This window comes from Rhizobium pisi, from assembly GCF_003938655.1.
Taxonomy (GTDB): domain Bacteria; phylum Pseudomonadota; class Alphaproteobacteria; order Rhizobiales; family Rhizobiaceae; genus Rhizobium; species Rhizobium pisi.
Genome location: NZ_RJJT01000003.1, coordinates 23,971 through 36,575 on the forward strand (window position 1 = coordinate 23,971; position 12,605 = coordinate 36,575).

Annotated in this window: 9 protein-coding genes; 3 read left to right on the forward strand and 6 right to left on the reverse strand. The window is 63.1% G+C overall.

Going from position 1 to position 12,605, the window contains the following annotated elements; translation table 11 throughout:
- On the reverse strand, positions 1-1,857 hold the full coding sequence (locus tag EFD55_RS04670) for a sensor histidine kinase (RefSeq protein WP_125843455.1): 1,857 nt from the start codon (positions 1,855-1,857) through the stop codon (positions 1-3).
- A 240-nt stretch (positions 1,858-2,097) separates the two neighbouring features.
- Here EFD55_RS04670 and EFD55_RS04675 point away from each other — a divergent pair, with 240 nt between their 5' ends.
- Positions 2,098-3,429, forward strand: coding sequence for a dicarboxylate/amino acid:cation symporter (locus EFD55_RS04675; RefSeq protein WP_125843456.1), 1,332 nt, complete (start codon positions 2,098-2,100; stop codon positions 3,427-3,429).
- A 63-nt stretch (positions 3,430-3,492) separates the two neighbouring features.
- On the opposite strand, the gene EFD55_RS04680 is transcribed toward EFD55_RS04675, so the two are convergent.
- From EFD55_RS04680 to EFD55_RS04700, 5 genes are all read right to left on the reverse strand, one after another.
- Entirely contained in the window at positions 3,493-4,551 is a 1,059-nt protein-coding gene (locus EFD55_RS04680) for a glycosyltransferase family 4 protein (RefSeq protein WP_125843457.1), read from the reverse strand.
- Positions 4,552-4,578: 27 nt separating this feature from the next.
- A complete protein-coding gene (gene greA / locus EFD55_RS04685; protein ID WP_010028762.1) occupies positions 4,579-5,055 on the reverse strand; it encodes a transcription elongation factor GreA in 477 nt (158 codons plus the stop codon).
- A gap of 410 nt (positions 5,056-5,465) precedes the next feature.
- Positions 5,466-8,954, reverse strand: coding sequence for a carbamoyl-phosphate synthase large subunit (gene carB, locus EFD55_RS04690; RefSeq protein ID WP_125843458.1), 3,489 nt, complete (start codon positions 8,952-8,954; stop codon positions 5,466-5,468).
- Positions 8,955-9,123: 169 nt separating this feature from the next.
- Positions 9,124-10,152, reverse strand: a complete 1,029-nt coding sequence (locus tag EFD55_RS04695; RefSeq protein WP_125843459.1) for a zinc-dependent alcohol dehydrogenase family protein — start codon at positions 10,150-10,152, stop codon at positions 9,124-9,126.
- Positions 10,153-10,231: 79 nt separating this feature from the next.
- Entirely contained in the window at positions 10,232-11,008 is a 777-nt protein-coding gene (locus tag EFD55_RS04700; RefSeq protein ID WP_125843460.1) for a LytTR family DNA-binding domain-containing protein, read from the reverse strand.
- A gap of 47 nt (positions 11,009-11,055) precedes the next feature.
- Here EFD55_RS04700 and EFD55_RS04705 point away from each other — a divergent pair, with 47 nt between their 5' ends.
- Both EFD55_RS04705 and ypfJ read left to right on the forward strand, forming a co-directional pair.
- Complete coding sequence (locus EFD55_RS04705; protein ID WP_125843461.1) at positions 11,056-11,586, forward strand: DUF2306 domain-containing protein; 531 nt, start codon at positions 11,056-11,058, stop codon at positions 11,584-11,586.
- Between the two features lie 76 nt (positions 11,587-11,662).
- A complete protein-coding gene (ypfJ, locus tag EFD55_RS04710) occupies positions 11,663-12,586 on the forward strand; it encodes a KPN_02809 family neutral zinc metallopeptidase (RefSeq protein WP_125843462.1) in 924 nt (307 codons plus the stop codon).
- The last annotated feature ends 19 nt before the right edge of the window (positions 12,587-12,605 follow it).

Below are 12,605 nucleotides of genomic sequence, written 5' to 3' on the forward strand. Positions count from 1 at the left end.
TCAAGCCCTCCGGAGATGAACGATGAACCGGGTTCCCTTGTCGTCGCTGTCGACCTCCATCCGGCCGCCGTAATCGCCGACGATATCCTTGGAGATGACGAGCCCGAGCCCCAGGCCCTTTTCCTTTGATGTGTTGAACGGCGTGAACAGGCCTTTGCGGATATCAGGCGAAATGCCGGGGCCGTTGTCGGCGACCGTCAGGGTCACCGTCTTCGCATCGACCGAGGTCCGGACCTCGACGCGGCCGAGGTCGGCTTTCGGGGCGACAGCCTCCAGCGCATTCTGAAGCAGGTTGATGAGCACCTGTTCGAGGCGGATCCTGTTTCCCATGACCTGCAGGTCGGCAGGCGGCAGGTCGATATCAAGCGTGTCCATGCGCCCGGCAAAGCGGCTGCGGAGCAGCATCACGGCCCCCTCGATGACGTCCTTCAAGCCGGTCGGCTCGGCACTACCGCGGCCCTTGCGGGCAAAGGTCTTTAGTTCCTCGGTGATCGCGCCGATACGCTCCGTCAGCGTCGCGATATTCTCGAGGTTTTCGCCGGCGGGCGCGGTCTGGCCGCGGTCGAGGAAGGTGCGGGCGTTGTCCGCATAGGCGCGAATGGTCGCGACCGGCTGGTTGATCTCGTGGGCGACGCCGGCGGCCACCTGACCGAGGATCGCCAGGCGGTTCGCCTGCACCAGATCCTGCTGCACCGCCTGCAGCTTCTGCTCCGTGCTCCTGTGACCGACGATTTCGGCTTGCAGCCGGTCGCGCGCCTGGCTGAGATCGAGCGTCCGCTCGGTCACACGCCGTTCCAGTTCCTCGCGCGCCTGCTGCTCCCTTGATATCCTGAGGGTGACCGCCTGGCGCCGGCGCAGCAGGAAGGCGGCTGCGGCGAGCAGCGGCAGGAGTGTGAGGAGCGCCAGCATGCGGGCTTCGCGAATTCCGGCATCGACGGCGGGGCCGAGCGCCACCAGGTGCTGCAAACGCCATCCGGTCTCGGGAACCGGCGTGCCGACATCGAGAAACCTGGTCTTTCCGGCGCCGCCCGGCATGACGATCTCGACGACGTCGAGCCTGTCGCCGAGGTTTCGGACGGTATCGAGCGGCAGAGGCTGAAGCGGCGCATCGCCGAACTGCAGACTTTCGCGGATCGCCGTCAGCCGGTCCCCTGCGATCCGGCCGATCGTCATGAACCGCCATGACGGAATGCTGGTGATAAGGACGATGCCGCGATCGTCGACGACATAGGAAGGGGCGTCGGTGGCGTTCCAATCCGCCTCGACGTCGTCGAATTCCACCTTGACCACGACGACGCCGAGGAGGCCGTTGCTGCCGGATATTCGCTCCGAGATATAAAGGCCGGGTTTCTTGCTGACGGTGCCGAGGGCGAAATGCTCGGCCTGTCCTTGGGCGACGGCGCCCTGAAAATATTCCCGGAAGCGATAGTCATTGCCGACGAAACTGGTCGGCTCGCGCCAGTTGCTGGCCGAAACGGCCATGCCGTCCTTGTCGATAACATAGATGACGGCGGCTTTCGTGCCCGCCGCCAGCATTTCCAGCTTCTGGCTGAGCCGCTCGAAGGCGCCGGCATCGCCTCCGGCGAGTGCTGTGGCGAGTGCGTTGTCCTGTGACAGCACGAAGGGAAGGGCCCGGTATTTTTCAAGGACGGTGCGCAGCAGCGCGGCATTCAGCCTTGCATCCATGCGGGCCTGTTCCGCGAGGGCGGCCTCTGCCCGGCGCCGGCCGATCTCGCCGCTCGCCCAGAGGCTTGCCACGACGGCAAGGAGCGCGACGACCGCATAGGCCCACCACATCCGACGGATGCGATGGTGCAGGGGCAGGGCGGGCCACAGCGACGATACGGATAAGGACATGGGGGAATTTGTGCACTTTTCTGCACTAGATGCAAATGGATTTGTGCGGATTTCCGCATTTCTTAACGATGCATTGATAGGTGCGAAAATTTTTATTTAATCAAATCAAGTTGTTATGGCGGTGCTGCGAAACTGGCACGGCGGTTGCGAAGGAGGTGGTAACAACGGCTGAGCTGTTGGAGTGAAGCGAACGGCTCGGGAGGCCGGAGTTCGTTCCGGACGAGCCTTTAGGAGGACATCATGATCGCAGCACCATTGCATGCAGTCGCAGACAGCAAGGGCAAGAAGCCCTTTTACGCGCATCTTTACGTTCAGGTTCTCGTGGCAATCGCCGCGGGTATCGTTCTCGGCCATTTTTATCCCGACCTCGGCACGCAGCTGAAGCCGCTCGGCGATGCCTTCATCAAGCTCGTCAAGATGGTGATCGCGCCGGTCATCTTCCTGACGGTCGCAACCGGCATCGCCGGCATGAGCGACCTGAAGAAAGTCGGCCGCGTCGCAGGCAAGGCGATGCTGTACTTCCTGACCTTCTCGACGCTGGCTCTCATCATCGGCATGATCGTCGCCAATGTCGTCCAGCCCGGCGCCGGCATGAACATCGATCCGGCTTCGCTCGACCCGAAGACCGTCGCCACCTTTGCCGAGAAGGCGCATGAACAGAGCATCGTCGGCTTCCTCAGCAATATCATCCCGACGACGATCGTCGGCGCCTTTGCCGATGGCGACATTCTGCAGGTGCTTTTCTTCTCGGTGCTCTTCGGCATCGCGCTCGCCATGGTCGGCGAAAAGGGCGAGCAGGTCGTCAATTTCCTCAATGCCCTGACGGCTCCGGTCTTCAAGCTCGTCGCCATCCTGATGAAGGCCGCCCCGATCGGCGCCTTCGGCGCCATGGCCTTCACCATCGGCAAATACGGCATCGGATCGATCGCCAACCTCGCCATGCTGATCGGCACCTTCTATCTCACCTCGTTGCTCTTTGTCCTCGTCGTGCTCGGCGCCGTTGCCCGCTATAACGGCTTCTCGATCCTGGCGCTGCTGCGTTACATCAAGGAAGAGCTGCTGCTGGTCCTCGGAACCTCGTCTTCGGAGGCAGCACTTCCGGGACTGATGAACAAGATGGAAAAGGCCGGCTGCAAGCGCTCGGTGGTCGGTCTCGTCATCCCCACAGGCTATTCCTTCAACCTCGACGGCACCAATATCTACATGACGCTGGCGGCCCTGTTCATTGCCCAGGCAACCGGCATCCATCTCTCCTGGGGTGACCAGATCCTGCTGCTCCTGGTGGCGATGCTGAGCTCCAAGGGTGCCGCCGGCATCACCGGCGCCGGCTTCATCACGCTTGCCGCAACGCTCTCCGTCGTGCCCTCCGTGCCGGTCGCCGGCATGGCGCTCATCCTCGGCATCGACCGCTTCATGTCGGAATGCCGGGCGCTGACGAACCTCGTCGGCAATGCGGTCGCGACGATCGTCGTCGCGCGCTGGGAAAAGGAACTCGACACCGTGCAGCTCGCCGCGGCGCTGGGCGGCCAGATTGACGAGACGTCAACCGCCGGGCTCCAGCCCGCCGAATAATCAGTCCTATTATTCACAATCCCGAGAGCGGCCCGTTATCCGACGGGCCGTTTTCTTTTCCGCTCAGCCGCGGTTGTCGCCGAGAAGGCTGTTGTAGACGGCGCCGATCGCGCTTGCTTCCTTCTCCAGCGCGAAATTCGCCCTGACATGGCGCAGCGCATTCTCGCCATGCGCAATCGCCAGAGCGGGGTCTGCAATGTAAGGGGCGATCGCCCGCGTCAGCGCTTCGCCGTCGCCGGCAGCCACCACGGTGCCGGTCTCGCCTTCGGCGACGAGCTCGGCATAGGCGCCGGCATTCGATGCCACCACTGTAGTTCGCGAGGCCATGGCTTCGAGCGGCGTCAGGCCGAAGCCCTCATTGCGGGAAGGGGCGACGTAAAGCGTCAGGCGGCGATACCAGACCTTGATATCGGGCACCTCGCCGAGGAAGAGGATACGGTCGCTGAGGCCAGCGGCGGCGACATCCGCCTTGAGCTTGTCGCCGAAAGCGGCGTGTTCCGCCGTCACCCGGCCGGAGACGACGGCCGTCCACTCGGCGTGTTGCGGCAGCAGTTCGATCATCGCCTTGACGAAGAGGTCGGTGCCTTTCTGATGGCGAACGCGGCCGAAACAACCGACGAGATAGCGGCCGGGCAGGCCGGTGGCGGCAATGTCGTCCTCCGCCGTTTCAGGCGGGTGGAACAGGGAAAGGTCGACGCCGTGCTGGATGACCGTATGAGGCACCTCGAGGAAGGAACCCGACCGGTCGCTGGTCGCAATTACCGCGTCCATGCGGCGGATCAGCCATTTCGTATAGGCGGTGTGGCGGCGTTGCGCGGCCGAGGTGAAGAGCAGCTTCACCGGCATGCGCAAGACATGGCGAAGCAGAATGCCGGTGGCCATTTCGTTGTTGCGGCGGGCGTGCCAGACGCGGTGGTGGCGGCCGACCGGCGGGCGCCAGAGGCTAAGGAGTTGCGACCACCTCAGCTGCGCCAGGCCTTCGGGCAGGCCTGGGCCGAGGGTTGCGATCCGGATGCCCAGCCGGATCTGGCATGGGATGAGCTGGACGATGGTCGACGTGACGCCGGAGAGCCGGCGCTTGAAATTGGGCGCGATGATCTCGACGTCACGTATATCAGGCAAGGAATGGATCTCGTGTCTGGCGGGCGATCAGCCCCAGGAAACCTGGAGGATTTCGTAGGCCTTGGAGCCGCCGGGCGCATTGACCTCGATGGAATCGCCGACTTCCTTGCCGATCAGCGCACGCGCGATCGGGGAGGAGATGGAGATGCGGCCGGCCTTCACATCGGCTTCCTGGTCGCCGACGATCTGGTAGGTCTTTTCTTCCTCAGTATCCTCGTCAACGAGCTTCACCTTGGCGCCGAACTTGATCTTGTGGCCCGACATCTTGGTGAGATCGATGACCTCGGCGCGCGCCGTCAGGTCTTCCAGCTCGCTGATGCGGCCTTCATTGTGGCTCTGGGCTTCCTTGGCAGCGTGATATTCGGCGTTTTCGGAAAGGTCGCCATGGGCACGGGCTTCGGCGATCGCCTCGATGATTCGGGGGCGCTCCTCCTGCTGACGCCAGCGCAGCTCTTCCTGCAGCTTGACGAAACCACCCTGTGTCATCGGTACCTTTTCAACCATTTTTCTGTCCTTCAGTCTTCGTGTCCGCGCAGTCAGGCACACACAAAAGAAAACAGGTCCCGAAGGGGAGCTTCGGAACCGTGCCACAATCCTAGTCGAACGCTTATAGCAGATCGCCAAGGCCGATTTCCAGAAAATTCGCATAAATGAAACGCAACCCATTGCGACGTCAGGTGGTACGCTTCAAAAATGGGCACGGGGAGAGCAACGCGATCCAAGAGGACGCGCGCTCTTCCTGAGCGTGCATCCATCCTATCTGCCGCGCATTCCGGACGAGCGGCCGAAGGTGGAGGAGATGGCGCGGTTTGGCGAGGATATGCTGAAGATTCAGCTAGATATGACGGAGTTCGGATAAACCGATTCCGGCGAAGGTCGCGCCACCGCCCGTCGAGCGGTGGCGCCGCCATGTTTTATGCGAAATAGCTTTGCAGCGGCCGCACTTCGAGATTGCCTGCCTTCAGCGCCTTGATCGCCTGGGCGGCGGCTTCGGCGCCTGCCATCGTCGTGTAATAGGGCACCTTTTGCATCAGCGTCGCACGACGCAGCGACTTGGAGTCCGAGATCGCCTTGTTGCCGTCGGTGGTGTTGATGACGAGCTGGACCTGGCGGTTGCGGATCGCGTCCTCGATGTGCGGGCGGCCTTCCAGAACCTTGTTGATCTTGGTGGCGGTGATGCCGTTTTCGCCGAGGAAGCGGGCGGTGCCGCCGGTTGCCAACACCTTGAAGCCCTGTTCGACGAGGATGCGGATTGCCGGCAGCACGCGTGCCTTGTCCTCGTCGCGCACGGAAACGAAGACCGTTCCGTCACGTGGCAGCTCGACGCCGGCGCCGAGCTGCGACTTGGCGAAAGCCAACGCAAAATCGGTGTCGAGGCCGATGACTTCGCCGGTCGAGCGCATTTCCGGGCCGAGCAGCGTGTCCACGCCGGGGAAGCGGGCGAAGGGGAAGACGGCTTCCTTGACGGCGATATGCGTGAGCTTGCGCGGATCGGGCTTTTCGCCATAGGCGGCGAAGGTCGCATCGAGCTTTTCGCCGGCCATGACGCGGGCGGCGATCTTGGCGATCGGCGCGCCGATAGTCTTGGCGACGAAAGGCACGGTACGCGAGGCGCGCGGATTGACTTCGAGAACGTAGATCGTGCCGTCCTTGATGGCGAACTGGACGTTCATCAGGCCGCCGACATTGAGCGCCTTTGCCATGGCCTTGGCCTGGCGTTCCAGTTCGTCGAGCAGTTCGACGGGCAGCGAGCGCGGCGGCAGCGAGCAGGCGCTGTCGCCGGAGTGGATACCCGCTTCCTCGATATGCTCCATGATGCCGGCGACATAGACGTCGGTGCCGTCGGAGAGGCAGTCGACGTCGACTTCGATGGCATGAGAGAGATAGCTGTCGAAGAGCAGCGGGTTCTTGCCGAGCAGGGTGTTGATCTGGCCGGTTTTGTCGTTCGGATAACGCTGCTTGATGTCCTCGGGCACCAGTTCCGGAACCGTGTCGAGCAGGTAGGTCTGCAGCTGGCCTTCCGAATGCAGGATCTGCATGGCGCGGCCGCCGAGCACGTAGGACGGGCGCACGACCAGCGGGAAGCCGATTTCGGCGGCGACCAGGCGGGCCTGCTCGACCGAATAGGCGATGCCGTTGTTCGGCTGGTTGAGGTCGAGCTTCATCAGAAGTTTCTGGAAGCGGTCGCGGTCTTCGGCAAGGTCGATCATATCGGGCGCGGTGCCGAGGATCGGGATGCCGTTCTTTTCGAGTGCCTCGGCAAGCTTCAGCGGCGTCTGGCCGCCGAACTGGACGATGACGCCGACCACTTCGCCCTTTTCCTGCTCGGCGCGCAGGATTTCGATCACGTCTTCGGCCGTCAGCGGCTCGAAATAGAGGCGATCCGACGTGTCGTAGTCGGTCGAGACGGTTTCCGGGTTGCAGTTGATCATGATCGCTTCATAGCCGGCATCCTTCAGCGCGAAGGCGGCGTGGCAGCAGCAATAGTCGAACTCAATGCCCTGGCCGATGCGGTTCGGGCCGCCGCCGAGGATGACGACCTTCTTGCGATCGGAAACCTGGGCTTCAGAACGGGCGGCGCCGACGAAGGGCGTTTCGTAGGTCGAATACATATAGGCGGTCGGCGAAGCGAATTCGGCCGCACAGGTGTCGATGCGCTTGAAGACGGGGCGAACGTTCAGGCCGTTGCGGAGTTCGGCCACTTCTTTCGGGCGCTTGCCGGTCAGTGTCGCCAGACGCGCGTCGGAGAAGCCCATCGCCTTCAGCATGCGCAGGTTCGCGGCATCGCCAGGCAGGCCGTGCTCGCGGATGCGGGCTTCCATGTCGACGATGTTCTTCAGCTCAGCGATGAACCAGGGATCGATCTTGCAGCCTTCATGCACCTCTTCGATGCTGAGGCCCTGGCGCAGCGCCTGGGCCACCATGCGCAGGCGGTCCGGCGTCGGTGTGCCAATGGCGGCGCGGATGGCGTTCTGGCTGGATTCGCCTTCCTCGAAATCGGGAATTTCGATTTCGTCGAGGCCGGTCAGGCCGGTTTCGAGGCCGCGCAGCGCCTTCTGCAGCGATTCGGCGAAGGTGCGGCCGATCGCCATGACTTCGCCGACCGACTTCATCGCAGTCGTCAGAACCGGCGAGGCGCCGGGGAATTTCTCGAAGGCGAAGCGCGGGATCTTGGTGACGACGTAATCGATCGACGGTTCGAACGAGGCGGGCGTTGCGCCGCCGGTAATGTCGTTTTCCAGTTCGTCGAGCGTGTAGCCGATGGCAAGCTTGGCGGCGACCTTGGCGATCGGGAAACCGGTGGCCTTGGAAGCGAGCGCGGAGGAGCGCGACACGCGCGGGTTCATTTCGATGACGACGAGGCGGCCGTCTTCCGGATTGACGGCGAACTGGACGTTCGAGCCGCCGGTCTCGACGCCGATCTCGCGCAGCACCGCGATCGAGGCGTTGCGCATGATCTGGTATTCCTTGTCGGTCAGCGTCAGCGCCGGGGCGACGGTGATCGAATCGCCGGTGTGGACGCCCATCGGATCGATGTTCTCGATCGAGCAGATGATGATGCAGTTGTCCGCCTTGTCGCGGACGACCTCCATCTCATACTCCTTCCAGCCGAGCACCGATTCTTCGATCAGCACTTCCGTCGTCGGGGACGCATCGAGGCCGCCGCCGACGATCTCGAAGAATTCCGAGCGGTTGTAGGCGATGCCGCCGCCGGTGCCGCCAAGCGTGAAGGAGGGGCGGATGATGGCGGGCAGGCCGACATGGTCGAGCGCCTGGGCGGCGATCGCCACGGCATGGTTCATGTAGCGCTGCTTGCGGTCGCTTTCGCCGAGGTTCCACTGGTTTTCCAGCTCGTCCAGCGCTTTATCGAGATCCGCGCCGGAAAGGCTTTCGCGCAGCTTGGTGCGCTCGGCTTCGTGGGTCTTGCGGTCGAGGTCCTTGATATCGGTGGCATTAGCCAGCATCGAGCGTGGCGTTTCCAGGCCGATACGGGCCATGGCCTCGCGGAACAGCGCGCGGTCCTCGGCCATGTCGATGGCGGCGGGTTTGGCGCCGATCATTTCGACATTGTAGCGATCGAGCACGCCCATGCGCTTCAGCGAAAGCGCGGTATTCAAAGCCGTCTGGCCGCCCATGGTCGGCAGCAGCGCATCCGGGCGCTCCTTTGCGATGATCTTGGCGACGACCTCGGGGGTGATCGGCTCGACATAGGTGGCGTCGGCAAGGCCCGGATCGGTCATGATCGTCGCCGGGTTGGAGTTGACGAGGATAACTCGGTAGCCTTCCTCCTTCAGCGCCTTGCAGGCCTGGGTGCCGGAATAGTCGAATTCGCAGGCCTGGCCAATGACGATCGGTCCCGCGCCGATGATGAGGATCGATTTGATGTCTTGGCGCTTCGGCATGGCGATATCCGTTTCTAGCTGCGCAAAAAGCCGGCCAGGGTGGGAGGTCACCGGGTCGGGTCGCGCATTGAGGTCTTTTCAGGCTAGAAGCGGCTTATAGGCAAATGTTTTTGCAAACGGAACCCCATAAATCACGGAATCGACAGGAATTCCGATGCGATGCGAAAGGCTATTTCCCGTCGGGCACGACGAGCACCCTGATTTCGCCGTCGCGCGCCGGATTGATGATCGCTTCCGGCGCTTCGGAAAGACCGATGCGCCTTGAGATCAGCGGCTCGACCTTGATCCTGCCCGAGGCGATGAGATCCGCGGCGCGCCCGTGGGTGAAGGGGTTGACGAAGGAGCCTGTCAGTCTGACTTCGCGAAAGAGCAGGTCGAAGGGCTCGATTTCGATCATCGCACCCTGCGCCATGACGCCGAGGATGACGGCGGTGCCGCCGCGCCGGGCAAGCCGGGGCGCCTGCTGCATGGTTTCGTCCACGCCGGCACATTCGAAGACGACATCGGCGCCACCGGGCAGAAGCCCGTCTTCGCCGGTGATGCGGGCAATGATATCGCCGTCGCCGGGGGCGGCGGTCGCCGTGGCCCCGAGGCTTTCGGCCAGCCGGCGCTTTTCGGCGCTCCGCGTCACCAGCACGACACGGGTCGCACCGGCAAGCCTTGCCAGTTGAATGGTGAGAAGGCCGATGACGCCGCCGCCGAGCACGATCGCCGACGAGCCGGCTTGTAGCCCGCCGAGATCGACGCCGTGAATGCAGCAGGCGAGCGGCTCGCAGAAGGCGCCGTGAAGCGGATCGAGATCACCAGGCAGCGCGAAGGCCTGGCTTTGCGGCATGGAGACATAATCTGCGAAACCGCCGTCGCAATGGATGCCGATCGCCTGCAGGTTCCGGCAGAGATTGACGCGGCCGCGCCGGCATTCCTCGCAGCCTCCGCAGGCGATGTTCGGGTCACCGGTCACGCGCATGCCGGGGCGGAAATCGGTGACGCCAGCTCCGACCGCTTCGACGATCCCTGCGAATTCATGGCCGAGCGTTACCGGGGACTTCGAGGGAAATTCGCCATGAAAGATATGGCGGTCGGTGCCGCAGATGCCGCAGGCTTCGACGCGGACCAGCAGTTCGCCCGGGCCAGGCGCCGGCTTTTCGACCTCGCGCAGCTGCAGTTTTCCTGTTGCTTCCAGGCGTACGGCCTTCATCGGCATTTCCTCCCGCATTCTCCTCTTGGTTCAGGAAGAGCGAAATCCGGAGTCCCGTCAAGCGCTTGGCGGCGCTTCCTTACGTGAAGCGGCGGCGCACATCCTCGGCATAGCTGCGGCTGACCGGGATTTCCGTGCCGTCGCGGGTGAGAATCGTAAGCCGGCCATTGTCACGTCTGATGCCTTCGACATGAGCGTCGGCCACCCAGTGCGAGCGATGGACGCGAAGGCCCGATGTCGCGGCGGTTTCCTTCAGCGCATCGGCGAAACGCAGGAGCACCAGTTCGCGCCCACGGCTCGTCACGACCTCGGTATAATGATCGCGAACGGAAAGGCGCAGCAGCGGGCCGCGATTCCCGGGCTTCAGCCGGTCGAGGATCGAGGCGCCGGGATTGTTTTCCTCGGGTGCGGCCGCTTCCGCGATTCTTTCGCTCATCGCCATGTAAGTCAAAAGGCAGAAGAGGGCGCAGAGTGGCACCGAGAAAAGCGCGCGCTGCAGGCCGCTTTCCAGCGTGGTCGTTTCGCCGGTGAAGGCATAGTGGACAAGGCCGACGGCAAAGCCGATCGGCAGGGCGGCGGCGAGCGAGCCCGTCATCATGCGGGTGAACATCGAAGCGATCATCTCGCGCAGCAGCTTTTCTGCTACCACCGCGCAGAGAATGGCGATCGTCCAGGCAAGAGCATGCAGGCTTAGCCAATAGGTGAGGCGTTCGCCGAAGGCCATGCTTTCCATCGTGCCGTAGGGGCCGGTGACGGCGAAGATCAGAACGATCGCGGCAAAGGTTCCCCAGAAGCGCCGGGAATGGAGAAAGACCTGCAATTCGCGAAGCGTGGATTGCAAGAAGGGGTGATTCACGAAGTTTTCCTGCCGTTCGCGCGGTTCAGATTGAGGACATGGAAGTCTTGGCTGAAAGAGGGATCGAATTCAACCGGATGCCGCCCATGACCCTCGAACCGCTTCTTAGTGCCCCGTTCGCCGTCCAGATCCATGTCGCCACCGTTACACCAGCCGCACTTCTCGGCGCCTATATCCTGCTCAACCCGAAGGGCACGCCGCGGCACCGGCTGCTCGGCAAGCTCTGGATGGCGCTGATGGTGGTGACGGCGACATCGAGTTTCTTCATTCACCAGATCAATCTCTTCCACGGGTTCAGCCCGATCCATCTTCTGTCGATCTCGACACTGTTCGGGAGCTGGAATGCTGTCGCTGCCGCCCGCCGCGGCGATATCCGCCGGCACAGGCGCATCGTCACGGGTCTCTATCTCAGCGGGATCGTGCTGGCCGGCCTCTTCACTTTCCTGCCCGGCCGGATCATGCACAGGGTCGCTTTTACCGGCGCGGAATGGCCGGCCGCCTTCGTCGCGGCGTTGATCGGCGCGATCCTGGTTGCGATCGTGCTGCGCAGCAGGCGCGGTGACCCGATAGCCCGATGAAGTTGCTGGAATTCCATCCGCCGGCGGATATATAACTCCTTGAGCATACGCACGGGCATTGCCGGGGAGAGAGAAGATGGAATGGAGAGGCCGGCGTCAGTCCGACAATGTCGAGGATCGCCGTAGCGATCCGACGAGCGGAGGCAGTCCCTTCGGCCGCGGCGGCGGCTTCAATTTTCCCTCCGGCGGCGGCGTTCGCCGTGCCGGCGGGGGCTTGAGCATCGGCACGATTATCTTCCTCGTCGTCATCTATCTAATCTTCAAGGCGATGGGCATCGACCTGATGCAGGTGCTCGATACCGGCGGCACGTCGAGCGGCCCGGGCTACGAGCAGACCCAGTCGGGCACGCGCACGCCCGCCAATGACGAGATGACCGCCTTCGTGCGCACCGTTCTTGCCGAGACCGAGGATACCTGGCACGGCATCTTCCAGGCGCAGGGCAAGGAGTATGAAGAGCCGCGCCTCGTTCTCTTCTCCGGCCAGACGGAGTCGGCCTGCGGTTTTGCCTCGGCCGCAACCGGGCCGTTCTATTGCCCCGGGGATCACAAGGTCTATCTCGACACCGCCTTCTTCCAGGAGCTTTCCGACCGGTTCGGCGCATCCGGCGATTTCGCCGAGGCCTATGTCGTCTCCCACGAGGTCGGCCATCACGTGCAGAACCTGCTCGGCATCCTGCCGAAGTTCAATCAGGCCCGTCAGCGCATGAGCGAGGAAGAGGCCAACAAGATGTCGGTGCGCGTCGAGCTGCAGGCCGATTGCTTCGCAGGCATCTGGGGCAAATATACCCAGCAGAAGGGTATTTTGGAGGCCGGCGACCTTGAAGAGGCGCTGAACGCCGCCCAACAGATCGGAGACGACACGCTGCAGAAGCGCTCGCAAGGTTATGTCGTGCCGGAAAGCTTCAATCACGGCACGTCGGCGCAGCGGGTCAGGTGGTTCAAACGTGGGTTCGACAGCGGGCAGTTGACGGCCTGTGATACGTTCTCCGGGCCGGTTTGAGGGGGTAGCGGCTTCTCCT